This is a genomic window from Streptomyces sp. V2I9 (genome assembly GCF_030817475.1).
Taxonomy (GTDB): Bacteria; Actinomycetota; Actinomycetes; order Streptomycetales; family Streptomycetaceae; genus Streptomyces.
Window position 1 is genome coordinate 4,040,979 of the sequence record NZ_JAUSZJ010000002.1, and the last position, 20,720, is coordinate 4,061,698.

The following is a 20,720-nucleotide window of genomic DNA, read 5'->3' on the forward strand; positions in this document are numbered from 1 at the left end:
TCGATCCGACGTTCGCGGCCGTCGCTTACACGCTCCGACAGCAGCGCGAAAGACGGCCGAACTAGCTTCTCGACCTGTCGGCCGCGGAGTTCGAGGCACGCGGCACACCACGACGGGACAGCGAGAAGGGAGCAGGTCGATGACTCCGACCGAGGGTGAGCGGCGGTTGCGGTTCGACCGGCCGTTGGAGCGGTCGCTGGTGCACCGGCACGCGGACGACGAGGTCTTCGTCACCGATCACGTCGCGCTGGAGGACGGCCGCTTCGCCGTCGCGGCGCGGCTGCCGTCCGCCCACCGCTACTTCCACGACGGTCCGGGGGCTTCGGCCCGGGTCGATCCGATGCTGCTCCTGGAGTGCTCGCGGCAGGCCGGAACCGTGGTGGCCCACCGTCATCTCGGCGTGCCGACGGACACGGCGTTCCTCATCGCGGAGTGGTCCGTCGCGCTCGACGGCGCGACGGCGCTCCCGCTGCCCCGGCCCGGCTCCGGCGAGCTGACGATGGTCATCGAGGTCCAGGACGCGAAGCAGCGCGGCGAGGCGCTGCTCGGGGCGACGCTGATGACCGAGCTGTACCTCGCCGGGCGTCGGGTGGCCAGCAGCACGGTGGTCGCCGGGTACCCGTCACGTGCCGGCTACAAGAGCTTCCGGACCCGGCAGCGCAGCTCGGTGGCGCCGCTGTCCGACGCCATGCCGCCGCGCGGGGGCGGCACTCCGGCGGACGGCCGCCGGGTGGGGCGGGCGCGGGAGGAGAACGTCGTCCTGGCCTCCGTGCGCCGCACCGGCGGACGGACCGTCGCGGAGCTCGACGTACCGGTCGCGCACCCGGTGTTCTACGACCACCCGCTCGACCACGTGCCGGCGACCGCGCTGCTCGAAGCCGCCCGGCAGGCCGCCCTGTTGGCGATCGCGCCGGAGACGGCGGAGGAGACCGCTGCGGCGGCCGGACCGTGGCAGGTGAGCGCGGTGCACGCCCGGTTCGAGCGCTTCGTCGAACTGGACGGGCCGACCGAGGTGTCGGTGCGCGTGGAACAGGCCGGCGACAGCCGCTCGGTGCACGTGCTGTTCGAGCAGGACGGAGCGACCGCCTGCGCGTGCGAGGTCACGGTCCGCGCACCGGCCGCGGCTCCCGTCCCCACGACCACTGCCTCCGGTGGCCGTTGATGCGGCTGAACGGAACGTACGGGCTCGTGTGCGCGGCCTGGTACCCGTCGGAGAGGCAGACCGTCGAGGAGGCGCTGGCCGCCGGGGACGTGGACCGGCGCACCGCCGCCGACCTCGGGTACACGGCGCTGCCGGTCAGCGCGGACACCGCGCCGCCGGACATGGCCGTGGCCGCCGGACGGCGCGTGCTGGAGCGGGGCGACTGCCCGGCGCGGACGCTGTCGATGGTGCTGCACGCGAGCGTGCACCATCAGGGGCACGACGCGTGGTCGGCGCCCCACTACATCGCCGACCGGCTGGGCGCGCACCACGCGGTGCCGATCGGACTGCTCCAGCAGTGCAACGGCGGAGCCATCGGCATCGAGCTGGCCGTCACCCGGCTCCAGGGCGACCCGCAGGCCGGGCCGGCCCTGGTGACCACCGGCGACCGGTTCCTCATGCCGAGCTGGCACCGCTGGCGCACCGACTACGGCATGGCCGCGGGCGACGCGGGCACGGCGGTGCTGGTGCACCGCGGCGGCGAACTGCCCTCGGACCTCACCCTGCACGCCCTGGCGACCACCGTGGCGTCCGAGCTGGAGGTCATGCACCGGGGCGAGGACGAGCTGAACGCGGACCCGCTCGGACACGGCCCGATGATCGACGTCCGGCGTCCCAAGCGGCACTTCGTGCGGTACGTCGGCGTCGACCACTTCACCAAGCTCGCGCACGACCGCATCCGGGGAGCCGTCTCCGAAGCGCTCGCCGCCTGCGGCCTCGCGCCGGACGATCCGCGGCTGCGGCACGCCGTGCTGCCGCGGCTGGGCTCCAAGGCGATGGCGGAGGCGTACGCACCGCCCCTGGCGGAGTCCGTCGCAGCGCCGCTGCTGGACCTCGGGCGGGCCACCGGCCACCTGGGGGCCGGCGACCTGAACGCCTCGCTCGCCGACCTCGCGCACGGCGACCGGCTGGAGCCGGGGCAGTACGCCCTCGTGCTGAACGGCGGTGGTGGGTTCACCTTCACCGCGGCCGTGGTCAGCCGCCCCGGGCCCGCCGCCCGGACCGGGCGGGCCGGGGAGAGCCGGGCCGGGGCCGGGGAGAACCCGGCCGCGACCGAAGAGACCTCCGGGCGGAGACCCGCCCGGACCACCGATCCATCGACAGGAGAACCGACATGAACGACGTCCAGGACCGCTTCTACTCCCTGCTCAGCGCGAAGATCGGCGTGGAGACCGAGTCGCTCACCGAGGACACCACCCTCGAATCCCTCGACCTCGACTCGCTCCTGCTCGTCGAGGTCAGCGTCGCCGTGGAGAAGGAGTTCGGCGTGGTGCTCGACGAGCTCCAGCTCGCGCCCGAGCGCACCGTGGGAGAGGTCCTCGGCACCCTCGACGGCCAGCTCGAGGCGGCTTCGTGACCGCCGGACGCCGTGGCCGCTTCGATGTGGCCGTCACCGGACTGGGGCTCATCACACCGGCCGGTACCGGGGTGAAGGCCAACGTGGCCCGGATCTGGGAAGGACGGTCCACCGCGACCAGGAGTCCCGGACTGGAGGGCATGGCGGTCGACTTCTCCTGCCGGGTCGAGGACTTCGACCCGGCGGCGGAGCTCGGCCGGCGTACGGCGCTGCGGATGGACCGGGTCAGCCAGCTCGGCGTCACCGCCGCGCGGCTGGCCGTGTCGGACGCCGGCCTCGACCCGCAGGTCTGGGACGGGGCCAGGGTCGCCGTGGTGATCGGCACCTCGTTCGGCGGCTCCGCCAGCTTCGAGCGCGAGCACGAGACCTATCTGAGCAGTGGCCCCACCGTGGTCTCGCCGCAGCTCATGGTGACGGCGCCGGTCAATATGACGGCCGGTCACATCGCCATGGACTGCCAGGCGTTGGGTCCCAACCAGGTGGTGTCGACCGCGTGCGCCTCCGGCACCACCGCCATCGGCATCGGCCGGATGCTGCTGGAGGCCGGACTCTGCGACGTGGTGCTGGCCGGCGGTTCGGAGGCGGCGCTCACCCGTACCGGCATGGCGAGCCTGCACAAGATGGGCGCGCTCTCCCGGCGGGCCGAGGACCCGGCGGGCGCGTCCCGCCCGTTCGACGCGGACCGGGACGGCTTCGTCGCCGGGGAGGGCGCCGGCGTCCTGGTGCTCGAACGGGTGGCCGACGCCCACGCCAGAGGGGCCAGGGTCCGCGCCAGGATCAGCGGCTTCGGCGCGTCGGCCGACGGCTTCCACGCCTCCGCCCCGCATCCGACGGGCGACGGGGCGGAGCGGGCGATGCGCGCCGCGCTGGCCGACGCCGGGCTCGGCCCGGCGGAGGTGGCGCACGTCAACGCGCACGGCACCTCGACGCCGAAGAACGACGTCACCGAGGCGGCCGTCATCCGGCGGGTCATCGGCGACCATCCCCTGGTCACCTCGACCAAGGGGGCGATCGGCCACCTGATCGGCGCCGCCGGAGCCGTCGAGGCCGCGTACACGGTGCTGGCGGTGGAGCAGGGCTCCGTACCGCCGACCGCGAACCTGGAGCGCCTCGACCCGCGGGTGGAGATCGACGTCGTCGCCGGGGCGCCGCGCAGCGCGACCATCGGTGCGGCGATGTCGAACTCCTTCGGGTTCGGCGGGCAGAACGCCGCCGTGGTGGTGACGGCGGCATGACGCGCACCGGCCGCTCCGTCCTGGTGACCGGGGGGAACCGCGGTATCGGCCTCGCCATCGCCCGCGACCTGGCCGCTCAGGGCGACCGGGTGGCGGTCACCCACCACAGCACCGGTGCTCCCCCCGGCCTCTTCGGGGTGGCGTGCGACATCACCGATCCCGAGGCGGTGGCGCGGCTGTTCGAGGAGGTGGCCGCCGAACAGGGGCCGGTGGAGGTGCTGGTGGCCAACGCCGGCATCACCCGCGACGCGCTCCTGCTGTCGATGGCCGACCACGCCGTGGACGAGGTGCTCGACACCAACCTGCGGGCGGTGATCCGGCTGGTCAAGCACGCGTCCCGCGGCATGCTCGCCGAGCGCTGGGGGCGGCTCGTGCTGGTCTCCTCCTCGGCCGCCTTCACGGGCTCGCCGGGCCAGACGAACTACGCGGCCGCCAAGGCCGGACTGGTCGGCATGGCCCGCTCGCTGGCCTGGGAGCTGGGGCCGCGCGGCATCACCGTCAACGTCGTGGCCCCCGGACTGATCGACACCGACATGACCCGCGGCCTCAGCGACGCCCGGCGCGAGCAGTTCCTGAGCCGGACACCGCTGGGCCGGCCCGGCAGGGCCGAGGAAGTGGCCGCCGCCGTCCGCTTCCTGGCGAGTGCCGAGGCCGGCTACGTGACCGGCGCGGTGCTGCCGGTGGGCGGCGGACTCGGCATGGGCATATGACCACCCGTCAGGCAGTAGGAAGAAGAGGCTGAAACCATGGCAATCGGCGTGATATCGGTCGGCGCCCACCTTCCCGAACGCATCGTGGACAACCGGGAGATCGCCGCCTGGGCGGACGTCACCGAGGAGTGGGTCGCCGAGCGGACCGGCATCCTTCAGCGGCGCTACGCCGCGGCCGGCGAGGCGACGTCCGACCTGGCGCTGCCCGCGGCCCGCGCGGCGCTCGACGAGGCCGGGCCGGAGGCCAGGGAACGGCTCGCCGCCCTGATCGTCGCCACCTGCACCCCCGACCACCCGCAGCCGTCGACGGCGGCGATCGTGCAGGCGGGTCTCGGTCTGCCGGCCCTGCCCGCCTTCGACGTCAACGCGGTGTGCAGCGGCTTCCTCTACGCGCTCACCGTCGCCAAGGGGCTGCTCCACGGGCAGCCCGGACAGTACGCCCTGGTGGTCGGGGCGGACCTGTTCTCCACGCTCATGGACCGCGGCGACCGCAAGACCGTCAGCCTCTTCGGCGACGGCGCGGGCGCGGTCGTGCTCGGCCCGGTGCCGGAGGGGTACGGCATCCACGGCAGCACCCTGCTGGCCAACGGCGAACTGCACGACTACGTGAAGGTCGAGGCCGGCGGCACCCGCACCCCGCTGGACGAGCGGGCCCGAGCGGCGGGCGAGCACCTCTTCCGGATGGACGGCCGGGCCGTGCGGGAGTACGCGATGACCACGCTGCACAAGGTGGTCGGCCAGACTCTCGCGGAGTGCGGCGCCCGGATCGAGGACGTGGACCGCTTCGTCTTCCACCAGGCCAACACCCGGCTGCTGGAGTCCTTCGCGGCCGAGGCCGGTATCGACCCGGCCAGGGTCGCCCTCACGGCGCCGAGCCTGGGCAACACCGCCGCCGCGTCGGTACCGCTGACGCTCCACCACACCCACCACGAACGGCCCCTGGAACGCGGCGAGCGCGTCCTGCTGGCCTCCATCGGCGGTGGCATGACCGCCGCCGCCGCGCTCATGACCTGGTACTGAGGACGGAAGAGCACCCCATGAGACTCGACGGAACATCCGCCATCATCACGGGCGGCACACGTGGCCTCGGCCGCACCATCGCGGAGAGCTTCCTCGCCGAAGGCGCGAACGTCGTCTGCGCCGCCCGCAACCCGTACGACGTGAAGGAACTCCTCGACCTGCATCCCGGCCGGGTCCACTACCAGCGCACCGACGTCACGGACGAGGACTCCGTGGCGGAGCTGATGGAGGCGGCGGTGGCCGCCTTCGGCCGGATCGACGTGCTGGTCAACAACGCCGGAGTCAGCCGCGACGGCACGATCAGCCGGCTCTCGACGGCGGACTGGAACACCACCGTCGCCACCAATCTCAACGGGGTCTTCCTGTGCACCCGTGCGGCCATCCGCCCGATGCAGTCGCAGGGCGGCGGCCGGATCATCAACCTCTCGTCCTGCGTGGCCAGCCGTGCCGTGGCCGGCGCGGCCGCCTACAGCGCCAGCAAGGCCGCCGTGGAGATGTTCACCCGCGCCTCGGCCCTCGAACTGGCGCACAAGGGCATCACGGTCAACTGCCTGTCGCCCGGCTACATCGACGAGGGCATGGGCAAGCAGGTCGCCGCCGACGACCGCATCTGGGAGAGCTACCGCAAGCGGCTGCTCTCCGGACGGCTGGGACGTCCGGAGGAGGTGGGGGCGGCCGCCGTCTTCCTCGCCGCCTCGGACAGCTCCTACGTGAACGGTCACGTCCTGGAGGTCAACGGGGGGTTGCAGTGGGCGGCATGACCTCCTCGTCCGCTCCGGTGGTGGCCTTCTTCGACGTCGACGAGACGCTGGTCGCGATGAAGAGCCCGTTCGCGATGCTGCGCCACCGGCTGCGCGAACAGGGCGACCTGGACGGCTCGGCGTACCGGGCCCTGGCCGACCCCCTCCGCAGGTTCGCGTCCGAGGGCGGCACCCCCGCGGAGGTGAGCGCGATGTTCTACCGCTCCGTCGCCGGCGTCGCGTGGGAGGAACTGCTGCACCAGGGCCGCGACTGGTACGCGGGTCTGCGCGGCGGGGGAGTCCCGTTCGTCGAGGCCACGCTGCGCGAGCTGCGCCACCACCAGAGCCAGGGCCACCTCACCGTGGCCGTCTCCGGAGCATGGGCCGCGAGTCTGCGGCCGATGGCCGAGGACCTGGGCATCGACGTGGTGCTGTGCACCGAGCCCGAGGTGGACTCCGCCGGGCGGCTGACGGGACGGATCGCCCGAGCGATGTTCGGCCCGGCGAAGGGGGCCGCCGTGCGCGACGTCCTCGCGGAGCGGGGCGCGGCGGCGGGGGAGTGCTTCGCCTACGCCGACGACCCGAGCGATCTCGACATGCTTCGGCTGGTGGGCAGGCCCACCGTCGTCGGCGACCACCCGGTGCTCGCCGGGATGGCCGCCGAGCACGGCTGGCGGGTGCTGTCCAACGCGCTCGTGGCCGGCACCGAGCGCATCCCCGTCTGACCGTCCGTCCGTTCCGGCCCGTTCCGGCCCGACCGTTCCGTTCCGGCCCGGCCGGTGACTCTCGGGGTCGCCCGGAAGCGGCTCCCGGCCGCCCGCGCGCAGCAACGCAGCCTATTCACTCAAGGTAAAGCTCGCGTGAGTGACAGAGTGCTGATATAAACTTGAGTCCTGACTCAAGGGACCTTTCTTCAAGCCATCCACGGAGGGATTGCAGCTCACATGAGCACTGTGACCTCGGACCGCGCCACGGCGCGGCCCACGATCGTCCTCGCCGCGGTGTGCGTGGCCGTCCTGATCCTGCCCGCCTCACTGACCGGCAGCTCGGTGGCCCTGCCCGACATCGCCTCCAACCTGCACGCCGACATCGTTCCGCTGCAGTGGGTGGTCAACGCCTACAACCTCGCGTTCGCCTCCTTCATGCTCGCCTGCGGCTCCCTGGCCGACATCGTCGGCCGCCGGCGCCTGTTCGCCGCCGGAACGGCCGTGTTCGTCCTCGCCTCGGTGGCCAGCGGCCTGGCCGGCAACGTGCTGCTGCTCGACGTGATGCGCGGCCTGGCCGGGCTCGGCGCCGCCGCCGTGATGACCAGCGGCAGCGCGATCCTGGCCACCACCTTCCAAGGAGCCGCGCTCGGCCGGGCCTTCGCGATCCTCGGCTCCTCCGCAGGCGCCGGCCTGGCCCTCGGCCCGTCCGTGTCCGGCTTCCTCGTCGGCACGCTGGGCTGGCGGTGGGTGTTCTTCACGCACGCCCTCGTCGCCGCCCTGGCCCTGCTGGCGCTGCCCTCGATCCGTGAGTCCCGCAACAGCGAGGGCGCCAGGATCGACTGGTGGGGCACCGTCACCTTCACCAGCAGCCTCTTCCTGCTGATGCTGGCCGTGGTCCAGGGGCCGCAGACCGGCTGGGCCAGTGCCGAGGTGATCGGCATGTTCGCCGGAGCGGTGCTGCTGATCGCCCTGTTCCTCGTCGCCGAGAGCCGTCAGAAGCACCCCATGTTCGACCTGGCGCTCTTCCGGCAGTCCCGCTTCCTGGCCGTCTGCCTGCTGCCCGTGGCCATCGCCTTCGGCTTCGTCTGCCTGCTGGTGCTGCTGCCCTCGTGGTTCAGCGCGGCCAACGGGGCCTCGGCGGACGCCGCCGGAGCGACCATGATGCTGCTCACCCTGCCGGTGCTGGTGGTGCCGCTCGGCGTCAGCCGCCTGGTGAAGCTCGGCGTGTCGACCCGTGTCGTCCTCAGCCTCAGCCTGCTGCTGGTGGCGCTCGGCGGAGCCTGGCTCACCGTGCTGCGTCCGGGCATCCCCACGCTGGAGCTGGCCGGTCCGCTGCTGCTGATCGGCGTCGGCATGGGACTCTCCGCCGGGCTGATCGACGGCGTGGCCATCACCTCGGTCGCCCCGGAGCGCGCCGGCATGGCCGCGGGCATGTTCAACACCATGCGGCTCGCCGGCGAAGCGGTCGCCATCACGGTGATGAGCACCGTCCTCGTCTCCCTTCTGCAGAACCGGGTGGCCGACGGCCTGGGCGACTACGGGCTCCCCGCCTCCGACGCGGCCGGCGTGGCCAACCGCGTCGCCAGCGGCGACCTGGAACGCGCCGGACAGAGCGTCGAACCGGGCCTGCGCGAGAACTTCGGCGGATTCCTCGCGGACAGCTACACCGGTGCCATGCACTCCGTGCTCTGGCTGCTGGCCGCGATCTGCGCCGTCGCCACCGTCGTCGTCTACCTGATGCTGCGCGAGCCCAAGGCTCCCGCCGCCGCCCCGGCCACCGGGAAGGCCGACGACGCCGAGGACGCCACCGCCCGGGAAGACAGCCGCGTATGACGACCCGAGACCAGCGCCCCGTCCTGGTGGTGGGCGCCGGCCCGTCCGGCCTCACCGCCGCGGTGGAACTGACCCGGCGCGGCGTCCCGGTCCACTGCGTGGACCGCGCCGAGGGCCCGAGCACCTCGACGAAGGCCCTCGGCGTCTGGCCCCGCACCCTGGAACTGCTGCGCCGCATGGGGGCCGACGAGGAGATACGGCGGCGCGCCCTGCCGCAGCGGGCCATGCGGTACTACTCCGAGGGCCGGGTCATCGCCGACCTGCGCTTCGAGGACCCCGACGTGCAACCGGTCTGCCTGCCGCAGCCGGACGTCGAGGCCATGCTCAGGGACGCGTTGGCCGAGGCCGGCGGCCGGATCGCGTGGGGCACCGAACTGACCGGCTTCCAGCAGGACGGTCCGGCGGTCAAGGCGGTCCTCCGCGACCGTGACGGAACGGAGCGGACGGAGGAGTACTCCTGGGTGGTGGGTGCCGACGGCGCGCGCAGCCGGGTCCGGGAACACCTGGACATCGCCTTCGAGGGCGCCACGCACGAACTCTCCTTCGTGGTGGCCGACATCGACCTCGACGGACCGCTGGAGCCGGACGTCACCCACTACTTCTGCTCACCGCGCGGGATCCTCGTGACCTGTGGACTGCCCTCCGGCCGCTTCCGGGTCTTCACCTCCGCGCCGCCGGGCCTGCGACGTGACGACGTGGACCTGGCGGCCGTGCAGAAGCTGGTCGACGAGCGGGGGCCCGGCGGCATCGAACTGCGCGACCCGGACTGGATCAGCGTGTTCGCGGTGCACTCCCGGCACGCGGACCGCACCCGCGAGGGACGGGTCTTCCTGCTGGGCGACGCCGCGCACATCCACAGTCCGGCCGGCGGCCAGGGGCTGAACATCGGCATGGCGGACGCGCACAACCTGGCGTGGAAGCTGGCCCTGTGCTGGCACGGCCGCAGCGGCACGGACCTGCTGGACAGCTTCGAGCACGAGCGCGCCCAGACCGCACGGGCCGCCATCCGGCAGGCGGACGCCCAGACCAGGATCTGGTTGCTGGACAAACCGCACCAGGTGGCCCTGCGCGACAACGCGCTCCGCCTCGCCTCCGCGCTGCGCCTCTTCCACCTCGACTACCTGCCCTGGCTGGCCGGCCAGCGCACCGTCTACGCGCGGCCCGGCTCCCGGCGGCGCCTCGCCCTGCCCGCCGGACGGCCCTGGCCGGGCTCCGGAGGGTTCACCGAGGGCGGGCTCGTCCCGCAGCGGAGGATCTGGGACGCCACCGGTTCCCGCCGGACGCCGCTGCGCTCCGCCCTCTCCGACCTCCGCCACACGCTCCTCCTGCTGGGCGACCCGGCCCCCGGCGGCCCGTCCGCCCGGCTGGCCGCCTGGGCCGCCGACCGGTGCGCCGAGACGGTCGAGGTCCAGGTGCTGCAAACCCGCGCCGGGACGCTGCGGCCGTGGACGGCCGGACGGCCCGCCGCGCGGAGCGGACCGGACACCGCCCGGATCGTCCTGGTCCGCCCGGACGGGATCGCCGACCTGGTCTGCCCCGCGCGCGAGTCCTGGCGCGTACGGCGGCGGCTCGAAGAGCTCTTCGCACCGCTGCTCACACCCGCCGACCCCCACGGGAACCGCGCCGAAGCGCTCCCGCATCCGTACGAAGCCGCCTGACGTCCCCCGGAGAGACACCATGTCGATCATCCCCGAGAGCCACCGCGACCTGCTGGAACGCCCCCTCTTCGCGCACCTGGCCACCATCAGGCCGGACAGCACGCCGCAGGTGAACCCCATGTGGTTCGACTGGGACGGCGAGTTCCTGTACTTCACCAACACCACGACCCGCTACAAGTACCGCAACGTCACCCGGAACCCGGTCGTGTCGGTGTCCGTCAACGACCCCGAGCAGCCCTACCGCTACCTGGAGGTCCGTGGCGCCGTCGAGCGCATCGACCCGGACCCGGAGGGCACGTTCTTCCTCAAGCTCGCCGACCGCTACTCCCTCGAATTCGACGGCCCGCCCGCCGACGCCGAGCACCGGGTGGTGTACGTGATCCGTCCGACCGGAACCAGCAAGCAGTGAGGACGCGGCACGGGCCCGGCGTCCTGCCGTACGGCAGGACGCCGGGCCCGCTGCGGCCCCCTCCGGTATCAGCCCCGCGCGGTGCCGCCGTCCCCCGCGCCGGCGCGGCCGGTGTCCTCGACGGCGGTGAGGTCCGCGTCGGCCGTCCCCCGGAACCGGAGGAAGAAGACCGTGCTCGCCGCGGAGAGCAGCACGACGTACCAGGGGTACCAGGCGGCGTGGCCGCGTCCGGCGAGGTACTCGTTGAGATAGGGCGCCGTGCCGCCGAACAGCGCCACCGTCAGCGCGTACGGCAGCCCCACACCGGTGGAGCGCACCGCGGTGGGGAACATCTGCGACGTCGCCGCCGGTGCGGCCGTCGCGTAGCAGCCGAACAGCAGCAGCGCCGCGGCCATCACCGCGAACAGCCGCACGGCCGAACCCGACATGACCGCGAACAGCACCGGCGTCAGGCAGACGAATCCGCCGCCGAACACCAGCAGCATGGGCCGTGGCCCGAAGCGGTCGGTGGCCATCCCGAGCAGGGGCAGCGCGGCCATGAACACCACCTGCGCGGCGACGGACGCCCACAGCGCGGAGTCCGCCGGCACCCCGTCGTGCACCTGCGCGTACAGCGGCAGGTAGGCGGCGAAGGTGTAGTAGACGACGGTCGCGCCCAGGGTGAAGCCGGCCACCCGGACGACCCGGCGCGGATACGCGCGCAGCACCTCCCCGGCCGGCCGGTGCGCCCGCTCGCGCACCGCGCCGAAGGCCGGCGTCTCCCGCACCCCGCGGCGCATCCACCAGCCGTACGAGGCGAACAGGGCGCCGAGCGCGAAGGGAATCCGCCACCCCCAGTCGGCCAGCTGGTCCGGAGTGAGCGTGTTCCGCAGCAAAAGCGCGAGGAAGGTGGCCGTGAGCGTGCCCAGCGTGGTGCTGATGTAGATGGCGCTGGAGTACAGCCCGCGCCGCCGCCTCGGCGCGGTCTCGATCACGTAGGTGCTCATCGCCGTGCCCTCGCCGCCCGCCGACAGCCCCTGCAGCGCACGGGCCGCCACCAGCAGCGCCGGGGACAGCACCCCGGCGGTCCGGTGGGCCGGGGCGAGCGCGATCAGGAGACTGCCGCCCGCCATCAGCAGCAGCGACAGCCGCAGCCCGGCGCCCCGGCCGCGCCGGTCGCAGTAGGCGCCGATGAGCAGCCCGCCGACCGGCCGGAACAGGAAGCCGACGGCGAACACGGAGAGGGTCTCCAGGACGTTCGTCGCGCCGTCGCCGGACGGGAAGAACTGCGGGCCGAGCACCGCGGCGAACGTCACGTAGACGGTCCAGTCGAACCACTCCGCGGCGTTGCCGAGGGAGGCGAGCAGGATCTGGCGCGGGCGTCCGGGCTCCTTCGCCGGACGCACCGCGACCGGTGGGGCGGTGGTGCTCATGACGCCGCCCTCTCCTGGCCCGAGGACGCGTCCAGCCGGGCCGGCGGTCCCGCGTCCGCGAGGACGCCGATCTCGGTGAAGGTCGCCCACGCCCTGCTGCGGAGCGTGCGCGCCCGCGCGTGGTCGCCGCCGGAAGCGGCCACGACGCCCAGGACCTCCTCGGCGCGGGCGATGTTCAGCCGCTGCGCTCCCGGCTGCGACAGCCGCAGCACCTGCCGTGCGCACTCCTCGGCCCGCTCCGGGGCTCTGAGCGTCAGGTGGAGCTGGGCGAGGTCCAGCAGGATCTTGCTGCGGGCCATCCGGTTGGTGCTGGAGTCGGCCAGCGAGCGGGCCGACTCGGCGTGCTCGGAGGCGTCGCGGCCGAGAAGCCCGTCGGCGACCGCGAGGCGTGCCAGCGCGTACGCCTCACCGTCCACGTAGCCGATCTGCCGGGCCCCGTCGAGTGCCGCGGCCGCGTACCGCGCCGACCGCAGCGGTGCGCCCAGACTGCCGCTGATGGCCGACAGCAGGCACAGCGTCTCGACCTCGTACGTACGGTCGCCGCACTCCTGGAAGGAGATCAGCGCCCGCTGCGCCGCCTCGCTCGCGCTGTCGTAGTGGCCGGTGTCCAGATCGACGAGCGCGAGCCCGTACAGCGAGACGCTGCGGTCGTACGAGGAGTCGATGGCCTCGGAGACCTCCAGCGCCCGGCTGAAGCAGGAGCGCGCCTGCGTGAGTTCTCCGGTCGCCTGGTGCACCAGACCGAGGTTGCGCAGGCTGTACGAGCTGATGTGGTGCAGGCCGAGGGCCTCGGCGGTGGCCAGGGACGCGGTGAGGAACTCGGTCGCGTCCTCGATGTCCCCGCGCGTCCAGTGGATGAAGCCGAGGACTCCCTTGGCGGTGGCCTCCAGGCGCGAGGAGAGGATGGTGTGCGCGATGTCGAGCGCCCGCTGCGCGGCCTCCCGGGCCCGCCCTCCGCGGCCGAGGCTGAGGTGGGCGAGGCTCATGTTGTTGAGCGTGGCCGCGGCCTCCTCGGCCATGCCGAGCCGGTCGTGCACCGCCAGGCTCTTCTCCTGGTGCACGAGGGCCCACTCGTAGTCGCCGAGCGTGTTGGCGAGGTTGGCGAGGCTGCGGTGCATCGCCGCGATGCCCCGGTCGTCGGCGTGCGCCTCGGCGGCGGCGAGGGCGGTGCGGGTGGTCTCCCGCCATTCCGTCCGGTACTTGCCCGTCCAGAAGAAGCCGCGCAGGGCGTCGGCGATGTGCCAGGAGAGGTAGTGCGGCCCGTGGGCGGCGAAGTAGCGCACGCACGCCATCAGGTTGAGCCGTTCGGCCAGCAGCCAGGCCATCGAGTGGCTCTCGTCGTGATGCCTCGGCGCGTCGAACGCCCCCGGCGGCGAGGGGGGTTCCGCGAGCCGGACGAACTCCGAGTGGAGGACGTCGGCCGCGGCGCAGACGCCCGCGAGGTACCACCGGCCGAGCCGCTCCACCGCCTCGGACCGCTCCCGCTCGGTGTGTTCCTCGGCGGCGCGGTCCCGCGCGTAGTCGCGCAGCAGGTCGTGGAACTGGTAGCGGCCCGGAGCGGGTTGCTGGAGCAGGCTCGCCATCTCCAGGCGGCTGAGACCCGCCCGCGCCTGCGCCTCGCTGATGTCGGCGAGCACCGAGACGGCGACGGGGGAGAAGTCGGAGCCCGGGAAGAGCCCGGCCAGCCGGAAGACGGCGCGCTCGTCCGGTCCGAGCGCGTAGTACGACAGGGCGATGGCGGTCGAGACGGCGGACGTCGTGTCGCCGTCGACGGACAGTGCCGCGAGACGGTTGCCGCGCCGCAGGCACTCCAGGTAGGCGTCGGTCTGCCCGCCCGGAGCGCCGATGAGGTTGGCCGCGGCGATCCGCAGGGCCAGCGGCAGGTACGAGCACAGGGCGGTGATCTCGCGTACCGTCCCCGGATCGATCGCCATCGCGGCCTGGCGCATCATGCCCGTGACCAGCTCCGCCGACTCGGGCGGCGTGAGCGTGCCGACCTGGATCAGCTGGGCCCCGTGCGTGACGACGAGGGACCGCAGCTGCCGTCTGCTGGTGATCAGCACGGAGCAGCCGCCGTCGCCGGGTATGAGCGGGACCACCTGTTCGGCGCCGGCGGCGTTGTCCAGCACCACCAGCACCTTCCTGCCGGTCAGCTTCGAGCGGTACAGGTTCGCCTGTTCCACGAGGTCCACCGGGATCTGCTTCGCCGGCACGCCGAGCGCGCGCAGGAACTGCGAGAGCACGTGCTCGGCCGGCAGCGGCTCACGCGAGGCTCCCTGGTCGTAGCCGCTCAGGTCCACATACAACTGGCCGTCCGGAAAGGCCGGCCGCACGCGTCTGCCGACACTCACCGCCAGCGCCGTCTTGCCCACTCCCGGCGGCCCGGACAGCACGACGACCGGGACGCTGGTGCGCCCGGCCGCGGGCGGGAGTGCGGCCGCGACCCGGTCCATCACCTCGGTACGTCCCACGAAACCCGAACTCAGGGGCGGGAGTTGGGCGGGAACCGGGCGGCTGTCGCCGGTGCCGGGGCCCGGCCCGTCCGGAGCCGCGAGCGCCGGGTCCGATTCGAGGATTCCGGTGTGCAGGGCGCGCAGCCGCTCGCCCGGCTCGATGCCGAGCTGTTCGACCAGGTTGCGCCGTGCCTGCTGGTAGACGTCCAGGGCCTCGGCCTGCCGGCCGGAGCGGTAGAGGGCGAGCATCAGCATGCTCCAGAAGTTCTCCCGCAGCGGGTTCTCCAGAGCCTCGGCGCGCAGCTCCCGCACCAGCTGTGCGTGGCGGCCCAGTTGGAGGTCGGTGTCGAAGTACGCCTCCAGCGCGTCCAGCCGCTCGTCCTCCATGGCCCGGCACTCCTCCTGGTGCGGCAAGCTCGCCGGGACGTCCTCCAGCGGCGCCCCCCGCCAGGTGGCGAGCGCCGAGGCGAGCAGGCGGGCCCGCTCCTCCAGCGCGTCGGACCGCTGGGCGGCCCTGACCAGCCGGCGGAAGCGCTGGAGGTCCAGTTCGCCCGCCGGGACGTCGATCCGGTAGCCGCCCGCGGCCGTCTCCAGCGGGAGCGCGTCACCGAGCTGCATACGCAGGCGGCGTACGTAGGTGTGCAGTGTTCCGCGTGGATTGGACGGCTGCCGTTCATCCCAGAGCCATTCGGCGAGACGCTCGTTGCTCACGACCGTTCCGCTGCGAACCAGCAGGGCTGCCAGCAGAATACGAAGTTTTGCGGATTCCAATGCCAGTTCTTTACCTTGGACCGTCACCGAAAGCGGTCCGAGAATCCCGAAGTTGTTTCCGTAGCCGGATGTCGCGGCATTGTCCGCCGCGACCGTGGTCGTTCCCGCCACACAGCTCACCTTCCCCCGTCGGCCTGTGTTGACTTGCTCGTGCCCGGTTTTCCGTGCGCAGGTGCGGCTTCGTCGCCGGAATTGCGCATTCCATGAGGGGACTTCACTCATGCGGGTGCCACACTAGTGGACGCCATGTTTTGGCCAAAGGATTTACGGGAGTGGGGCGTCAGCGTGACGTTTGTCACCGACTTCGCATCGAGAACGGGCCGAAGGTCCGCTCCCCGACGCCCCGTTGAAATGTGTACGCAACCTCGGGGAAGGCCACTTCCTCCGTCCGGCTTTCCGCGTGAGCCGTCCGGCCTTCACCTTCCGCCCCTCCGCCCGTCCGCGTCCGGGCGTCATGTCCGCCGCAGATGGTCGACGATCAGCGCGCCGATCGTCGACGACCAGTGCGGAGGGAAGATGTGGCCCATGCCCGGAATCCGGCGGAGCCGCGCCTCCGGAATCGCCCGGCGCAGCGCCTCGCCGTGCTCCACGGGGAAGACCGGGTCCTGCTCGCCGTGCACCACCAGCGTCGGCACCCGCAGCGCCGTGATGCGGTCGGTGAGGGCGGGCGTACGGGCCATCGCCGCCACGTGGCGGGCGGAGGTGTCGGGTTCGTGGCTGTGTTCCGCCACGCGGTCGACCAGATCCGTCCAGTAGGCGCGGTCGAACGGCACGGCGGCCCCCACCAGCCCCCGCCAGCCCTCGACCGCCGTGGCCCGGCGCGCCCCTGCCCCGGCGGCCCGGCGCTCCTGCGGCCCGGTGCCGGGCGGGTCCGCCTCCGGCCCGGACGCGTCCGGAGGGCCGGTGCGCGGCCGGGGCGGACCGGTGTCGGCGCCGGGCGAACTGGACAGCAGCACCAGGGAGCGGACCAGTCCGGGACGGCTGAGGGCGAGCAGCAGGGAGACCATGCCGCCCGCCGACTGGCCGACCACATGCGCCGGGCCCGTGCCGAGCCCGGCGAGCACCGCGGCGGCATCGGCCGCCAGCGTCGAAAGGTCGTACGCGGCAGCGGACTTGCCCGACCTCCCGGTGTCGCGGTGGTCGTAGCGCACCACGTGGTACCCCGCCGCGGCGAGGAGCCGGCACAGTTCGTCCGGCCACACGAGGCCCGGCGCGGTGGCGCCCATGACCAGCAGCACGGCGGGATCGTGACGGTCGCCGAACGTCTCGGCCCACAGGAGCAGACCGTCGTCGGCCGTGATCGCCCTCTCCACGGGCCCGAGTTCCTCCTTGCTAGTGTGCCGTGGACGCTGTTCATCGTTTCCCGGGGGAAGACTTCATGACCCGCGCCCACACGGCACTCGTCCTGATCGATCTGCAACGGTGGATCGTCGACAGGCCCTGGCAGCCGGTGAGCGGCGCCACCGTGGCGGACGCCTGCGGGAGGCTGCGCGAGCACTTCGCGGCGGCGGACTCCGCGGCCGTCGTCCACGTCCGGTACGTCCGCGCCGACGGTGCCGACGGCGGCCTGGCCGCGGCCCCCAACCACCTGGTCCCCGCCTGCGCGGCCCGTGCCGGGGAGCACGTGGTGACCAAGCACGGCCTCGACGCGTTCGAGGGCACCGGCCTCCACGACCACCTGCGGCGGACGGGGGTGACGAAGGTCGTGCTGGCCGGTCTCACCACCGCGCACGGCGTCGCGTCCACGGCGGCGACGGCGCTGCGCCTCGGCTACGAGGTGACCGTCGTCCCCGACGCCACCGCCAGCGAGAGCGACGCGCAGCACCGCGAGACGCTGGACCGCCTGACCGTGCTCGGCGCGCGCACGTGCCCGGTCGACGCCCTCGTGGCCTCCGAGGCCGCCGGTGGCTGACCCGCCGGCGGGCGGGGCGCGCCGTGTCCGGCGGCCCGTCGCGCCGCACGGGCCCCGGAGGTCCGGGAGCCGCCGCCGGGCGGGGCGGCACGGCCCGCGTACGGGCGTGGAGGCGTCGGTGCTCACGGCCCGGCGCCGGCGCCCACGGGGTCGGGCAGCGCGCGGAGGTCCGCGAAGTCCTGTTCGGTCAGCCGTACGTCGGCAGCGGCCAGATTCTCCCGCAGATAGCGGGGGTTGCTCGTGCCGGGGACCGGCACGACCTGTTCGCCGCGGGCGAGGAGCCAGGCGATGGCGACCTGCGCGGGGGTGACCGACCGGCGGTCGGCCACCTCTCTGATCGCGTCGACGATGGGCAGGTTCGCCTCCATCGCGGTGCGGTGGAAGCGCGGGTCGCGGGCCCGGTGGTCGCCGCTGCGGAGCCCGCCCGCGCGCAGGGTCCCGGTGAGGAAGCCGCGCCCCAGGGGCGCGGTGGGGATGAAGCTCGCTCCCACGCTCTCGCACCAGCCGACCAGTCCGTCCGGCCCGCCGGCCAGCGCGTCGCGTGTCCACAGCGAGAGTTCGGACCGCACCGCCGTCACCGGGTGGATCGCATGGGCCTCGCGGGCCTGCTCCACGGTCGCCCCGGACAGCCCCAGCCACCGCACCTTGCCCTGCCGGACGAGGTCGGCCAGGGCGCCCCAGGTCTCCGCCAACGGTGCCGCGAGATCGTCGTGGTGGAGGTAGCAGAGGTCGATGACGTCGGTGTCCAGGCGTCGCAGGCTCGCCTCCGCGGCCTGGCCCAGACGGGCCGGTGAACCGTCCCGGCGGGCGGCCCGCGGGTGGGGGCCGTTCAGGATCGCCCCGGCCTTCGTCGCGACGACCGCCTCCTTCCGGCGTCCGGCGATGGCCTTGCCGAGGAGGGTTTCGTGGTGCCCGGCACCGTGGAGGACGGTGGTGCGCGGGTCGGCGGTGTCGAAACCGGCGATGTCGAGAAGGTTCCCGCCGAGGTCCAGGGCCTCGTTGACGACCCGGAGGGACCACGCGTCGTCATGGGCGGGCCCCTGGTGCGGCCCGCCCGTGCCGAAGCAGCCGAGGCCGATGGCGCCGACCTCGGTTCCCGTGTTGCCCAGACGCCGCAGGCGCACCGTTCCCCCTCATCTCCGCTGCCGCGCTCGCCGTGCTCGGACGGACGCCGGGAATCCGGCGGCGGGGCACCGACGCGTCCGGTGCCCCGCCGCCGGCGCGGTCAGTAGCGCGTGCCCACCGCGGCCGGAACGTCCTGGAGCGCCGCCAGCGCGGCGTCGTCCAGCTCCACCCGCGCCGCGCCCGCGTTCTCCTCCAGGTAGCGCAGATTCTTCGTGCCGGGGATCACCACGACGTTCTCGCCCTGCGCGAGCACCCAGGCCAGCGCCACCTGGGCCGGCGTGGCCCCCAGCCGGTCCGCGACCTGGCGGACCCGGTCGACGATGCCGAGGTTCGCGGCCAGCGCCTCGGACTGGAAGCGGGGCAGCCGGCGGCGGCCGTCCACCTCCGGGAGGTCGTCGGCGGAGCTGATCCGGCCGGAGAGGAAGCCCCGGCCGAGCGGCGAGAAGGCGATGAGGGCGATGCCCTGCTCGCGGCAGTGGTCCAGGACGCCCGATTCGACCGTGTCCCGGCTCCACAGGGACAGTTCGCTCTGCACGGAGGCCACGGGGTGCACCGTCTGGGCGCGGCGGATGTCCTCGACCGACGCCTCCGAGAGGCCGATGGCCCGCGCCTTGCCCTCCCGCACCAGCTCCGCCATGGCGCCCCAGCTCTCCTCCACGGGTACGTCCGGGTCCACCCGGTGGAGCTGGTAGAGGTCCACGTGGTCGACGCCCAGGCGCTTGAGGCTGGCCTCGAAAGCGGCGCGCAGGTGCTCCGGGCGTCCGTCGCGGTGGCTGGCGTACGTCGCGGGGTCGTCCACCACCAGCCCGCCCTTGGTCGCCAGCACCACCTCGTCACGCCGTCCGCGCAGCGCCCGGCCGACGAGTTCCTCGTTGGTGAACGGGCCGTACATGTCCGCGGTGTCGATCAGCGTGCAGCCGAGCTCCACGGCACGGTGGACGACCGCCACGGAGGCCGTGTCGTCCCTGCCCAGCTCGTCGTACGCCCAGGACATGCCCATGCAGCCCAAGCCCACGACGCCGACGTCCGGGCCGGACGTCCCCAGTGCGGTACCGCGCATCGCGGCCTCCCTCTTCTCGACGGATTGTCACAGTACACAGACGTGATCACTATGGCTACCATAAGACAGAACACGTACACTCATGCGGACTCGTACGATCATGGAGAGTCGAATGACGCAGTCGGCGGCGACACTGGGGCCCGTGCCGGTCCTTCCCAACTACCTGGACGAACAGCTCGTGACCCGGATGGGGATCGAGATCCTCCGCTGCGAGCCGGACCTCGTCGTGGGCACCATGCCGGTGCGCGGCAACCGGCAGCCGATCGGGATCATGCACGGCGGTGCCAACGCGGTCCTCGCGGAGACCCTCGGCTCGCTCGCCGCCTGGGTGCACGCCGGGCCGGACCGGATCATCGTCGGCCAGGAACTCTCCTGCACCCACCACCAGGCGGTGCGCTCCGGACTCGTGACGGGGGTCTGCCGCCCTCTGCACGTGGGGCGCGGCGTCGCCACGTACGAGATCGTCATCTCCGACGAGCGGGAGCGCAGGGTCTGCACCGCCCGGCTCACCTGCGCCCTTCCCCAGCCGCGGCGGCAGGCGCGTCCCGCGAGGGATTCGTAGGCTCACTCATGGGAGACTACTGATATGGCGGAAACCAGAACGACGAAGCAGGCCCAGGACCCCAGCGCGGTCGTGACGGCGGCGGTCGGGGACCGGCTCGGGAACACCATCAAGCGGGCCGAGCAGGCGTTGATCGCGCGCAAGACGCAGGCGATGCGCGCGTTCGACCTGACCGTGCCCCAGTACTCCGTACTGCTGCTGCTCTCGCTCTTCCCGAGCGGGATGTCGGCCGCGCAGCTCGCCCGCGAGAGCATGGTGACGCCGCAGACGATGTCGACGGTCCTCGCCAACCTGGAGAAGCACGGCCTGATGGAGCGGGAGCCCTCTCCGCTCCACCAGAAGGTCATCGTCAACAAGCTGACCAGGGCCGGACGCGCCGTGCTGAAGAAGGCGGACAAGGAGGCCGTGCGCGTCGAGGACGGGCTGCGGGCCGAGTACACCCCGGAGGAGTTCGAGCAGTTCGAGAACTTCCTGGAGCGGGCCATCAAGAAGCTGGGCGAGACGCGCTGAACCGGGTGGCTCCTCGGCGGGCCACCCGGTTCCGGCCGTCCCGGC

19 protein-coding genes are annotated in these 20,720 nt (G+C 73.1%); 14 read left to right on the forward strand and 5 right to left on the reverse strand.

Annotated elements, in window-relative coordinates:
* The first annotated feature begins 139 nt into the window (after positions 1 to 139).
* The 11 genes from QFZ71_RS17890 (at position 140) to QFZ71_RS17940 (ending at position 10,870) form a co-directional block, all read left to right on the forward strand.
* Complete coding sequence (locus QFZ71_RS17890; RefSeq protein WP_307669214.1) at positions 140 to 1,162, forward strand: ScbA/BarX family gamma-butyrolactone biosynthesis protein; 1,023 nt, start codon at positions 140 to 142, stop codon at positions 1,160 to 1,162.
* Positions 1,162 to 2,319, forward strand: a complete 1,158-nt coding sequence (locus QFZ71_RS17895) for a 3-oxoacyl-ACP synthase (protein WP_307669215.1) — start codon at positions 1,162 to 1,164, stop codon at positions 2,317 to 2,319. The genes QFZ71_RS17890 and QFZ71_RS17895 overlap by 1 nt, the downstream gene beginning before the upstream one ends.
* On the forward strand, positions 2,316 to 2,558 hold the full coding sequence (locus tag QFZ71_RS17900) for a phosphopantetheine-binding protein (RefSeq protein WP_307669216.1): 243 nt from the start codon (positions 2,316 to 2,318) through the stop codon (positions 2,556 to 2,558). The genes QFZ71_RS17895 and QFZ71_RS17900 overlap by 4 nt, the downstream gene beginning before the upstream one ends.
* Positions 2,555 to 3,793 carry a beta-ketoacyl synthase gene (locus QFZ71_RS17905; protein WP_307669217.1) on the forward strand — a complete coding sequence of 413 codons (1,239 nt, stop codon included), beginning with the start codon at positions 2,555 to 2,557 and terminating at the stop codon, positions 3,791 to 3,793. Before QFZ71_RS17900 ends, QFZ71_RS17905 begins: the two co-directional genes overlap by 4 nt.
* Positions 3,790 to 4,503, forward strand: a complete 714-nt coding sequence (gene fabG, locus QFZ71_RS17910; protein WP_307669218.1) for a 3-oxoacyl-ACP reductase FabG — start codon at positions 3,790 to 3,792, stop codon at positions 4,501 to 4,503. Before QFZ71_RS17905 ends, fabG begins: the two co-directional genes overlap by 4 nt.
* Positions 4,504 to 4,539: 36 nt before the next feature.
* Positions 4,540 to 5,523 carry a 3-oxoacyl-ACP synthase III family protein gene (locus tag QFZ71_RS17915; protein ID WP_307669219.1) on the forward strand — a complete coding sequence of 328 codons (984 nt, stop codon included), beginning with the start codon at positions 4,540 to 4,542 and terminating at the stop codon, positions 5,521 to 5,523.
* A 17-nt stretch (positions 5,524 to 5,540) separates the two neighbouring features.
* A complete protein-coding gene (locus QFZ71_RS17920) occupies positions 5,541 to 6,284 on the forward strand; it encodes an SDR family NAD(P)-dependent oxidoreductase (RefSeq protein ID WP_307669220.1) in 744 nt (247 codons plus the stop codon).
* Entirely contained in the window at positions 6,281 to 6,988 is a 708-nt protein-coding gene (locus tag QFZ71_RS17925; protein ID WP_307669221.1) for an HAD family phosphatase, read from the forward strand. The genes QFZ71_RS17920 and QFZ71_RS17925 overlap by 4 nt, the downstream gene beginning before the upstream one ends.
* A gap of 219 nt (positions 6,989 to 7,207) precedes the next feature.
* Positions 7,208 to 8,803 (forward strand): MFS transporter, encoded by a 1,596-nt coding sequence (locus QFZ71_RS17930; RefSeq protein WP_307669222.1) that lies wholly within the window; start codon positions 7,208 to 7,210, stop codon positions 8,801 to 8,803.
* Positions 8,800 to 10,461 (forward strand): FAD-dependent monooxygenase, encoded by a 1,662-nt coding sequence (locus tag QFZ71_RS17935; protein WP_307669223.1) that lies wholly within the window; start codon positions 8,800 to 8,802, stop codon positions 10,459 to 10,461. Before QFZ71_RS17930 ends, QFZ71_RS17935 begins: the two co-directional genes overlap by 4 nt.
* Positions 10,462 to 10,480: 19 nt before the next feature.
* Entirely contained in the window at positions 10,481 to 10,870 is a 390-nt protein-coding gene (locus tag QFZ71_RS17940; protein ID WP_307669224.1) for a PPOX class F420-dependent oxidoreductase, read from the forward strand.
* A 68-nt stretch (positions 10,871 to 10,938) separates the two neighbouring features.
* Here the strand turns inward: QFZ71_RS17940 and QFZ71_RS17945 are convergent, their stop codons facing one another.
* The 3 genes from QFZ71_RS17945 to QFZ71_RS17955 form a co-directional block, all read right to left on the reverse strand.
* Positions 10,939 to 12,282, reverse strand: a complete 1,344-nt coding sequence (locus QFZ71_RS17945; RefSeq protein WP_307669225.1) for an MFS transporter — start codon at positions 12,280 to 12,282, stop codon at positions 10,939 to 10,941.
* Entirely contained in the window at positions 12,279 to 15,728 is a 3,450-nt protein-coding gene (locus QFZ71_RS17950; protein ID WP_307669226.1) for an AfsR/SARP family transcriptional regulator, read from the reverse strand. Before QFZ71_RS17950 ends, QFZ71_RS17945 begins: the two co-directional genes overlap by 4 nt.
* 230 nt (positions 15,729 to 15,958) lie before the next feature.
* Positions 15,959 to 16,819: an alpha/beta fold hydrolase gene (locus tag QFZ71_RS17955; protein ID WP_307669227.1), complete on the reverse strand. Its 861-nt coding sequence runs from the start codon at positions 16,817 to 16,819 to the stop codon at positions 15,959 to 15,961.
* 65 nt (positions 16,820 to 16,884) lie between these two features.
* Between QFZ71_RS17955 and QFZ71_RS17960 the strand changes: the two genes are divergently transcribed.
* Entirely contained in the window at positions 16,885 to 17,418 is a 534-nt protein-coding gene (locus QFZ71_RS17960; protein WP_307669228.1) for a cysteine hydrolase family protein, read from the forward strand.
* A 122-nt stretch (positions 17,419 to 17,540) separates the two neighbouring features.
* On the opposite strand, the gene QFZ71_RS17965 is transcribed toward QFZ71_RS17960, so the two are convergent.
* Entirely contained in the window at positions 17,541 to 18,542 is a 1,002-nt protein-coding gene (locus QFZ71_RS17965) for an aldo/keto reductase (RefSeq protein ID WP_307669229.1), read from the reverse strand.
* 101 nt (positions 18,543 to 18,643) lie between these two features.
* Positions 18,644 to 19,603, reverse strand: coding sequence for an aldo/keto reductase (locus tag QFZ71_RS17970; RefSeq protein WP_307669230.1), 960 nt, complete (start codon positions 19,601 to 19,603; stop codon positions 18,644 to 18,646).
* A 187-nt stretch (positions 19,604 to 19,790) separates the two neighbouring features.
* Here QFZ71_RS17970 and QFZ71_RS17975 point away from each other — a divergent pair, with 187 nt between their 5' ends.
* Both QFZ71_RS17975 and QFZ71_RS17980 read left to right on the forward strand, forming a co-directional pair.
* On the forward strand, positions 19,791 to 20,165 hold the full coding sequence (locus QFZ71_RS17975) for a hotdog fold thioesterase (RefSeq protein WP_307671499.1): 375 nt from the start codon (positions 19,791 to 19,793) through the stop codon (positions 20,163 to 20,165).
* Positions 20,166 to 20,189: 24 nt separating this feature from the next.
* Entirely contained in the window at positions 20,190 to 20,675 is a 486-nt protein-coding gene (locus QFZ71_RS17980; RefSeq protein ID WP_307669231.1) for a MarR family winged helix-turn-helix transcriptional regulator, read from the forward strand.
* Positions 20,676 to 20,720 lie beyond the last annotated feature (45 nt).

Bases quoted from the DNA above. Each gene is read 5' to 3' on its own strand.
- QFZ71_RS17890 (WP_307669214.1), top strand. From the start codon at position 140: ATGACTCCGACCGAGGGTGAGCGGCGGTTGCGGTTCGACCGGCCGTTG.
- QFZ71_RS17895 (WP_307669215.1), top strand. From the start codon at position 1,162: ATGCGGCTGAACGGAACGTACGGGCTCGTGTGCGCGGCCTGGTACCCG.
- QFZ71_RS17900 (WP_307669216.1), top strand. From the start codon at position 2,316: ATGAACGACGTCCAGGACCGCTTCTACTCCCTGCTCAGCGCGAAGATC.
- fabG (WP_307669218.1), top strand. From the start codon at position 3,790: ATGACGCGCACCGGCCGCTCCGTCCTGGTGACCGGGGGGAACCGCGGT.
- QFZ71_RS17915 (WP_307669219.1), top strand. From the start codon at position 4,540: ATGGCAATCGGCGTGATATCGGTCGGCGCCCACCTTCCCGAACGCATC.
- QFZ71_RS17920 (WP_307669220.1), top strand. From the start codon at position 5,541: ATGAGACTCGACGGAACATCCGCCATCATCACGGGCGGCACACGTGGC.
- QFZ71_RS17925 (WP_307669221.1), top strand. From the start codon at position 6,281: ATGACCTCCTCGTCCGCTCCGGTGGTGGCCTTCTTCGACGTCGACGAG.
- QFZ71_RS17930 (WP_307669222.1), top strand. From the start codon at position 7,208: ATGAGCACTGTGACCTCGGACCGCGCCACGGCGCGGCCCACGATCGTC.
- QFZ71_RS17935 (WP_307669223.1), top strand. From the start codon at position 8,800: ATGACGACCCGAGACCAGCGCCCCGTCCTGGTGGTGGGCGCCGGCCCG.
- QFZ71_RS17940 (WP_307669224.1), top strand. From the start codon at position 10,481: ATGTCGATCATCCCCGAGAGCCACCGCGACCTGCTGGAACGCCCCCTC.
- QFZ71_RS17945 (WP_307669225.1), bottom strand. From the start codon at position 12,282: ATGAGCACCACCGCCCCACCGGTCGCGGTGCGTCCGGCGAAGGAGCCC.
- QFZ71_RS17950 (WP_307669226.1), bottom strand. From the start codon at position 15,728: ATGAGTGAAGTCCCCTCATGGAATGCGCAATTCCGGCGACGAAGCCGC.
- QFZ71_RS17960 (WP_307669228.1), top strand. From the start codon at position 16,885: ATGACCCGCGCCCACACGGCACTCGTCCTGATCGATCTGCAACGGTGG.
- QFZ71_RS17970 (WP_307669230.1), bottom strand. From the start codon at position 19,603: ATGCGCGGTACCGCACTGGGGACGTCCGGCCCGGACGTCGGCGTCGTG.
- QFZ71_RS17975 (WP_307671499.1), top strand. From the start codon at position 19,791: ATGGGGATCGAGATCCTCCGCTGCGAGCCGGACCTCGTCGTGGGCACC.
- QFZ71_RS17980 (WP_307669231.1), top strand. From the start codon at position 20,190: ATGGCGGAAACCAGAACGACGAAGCAGGCCCAGGACCCCAGCGCGGTC.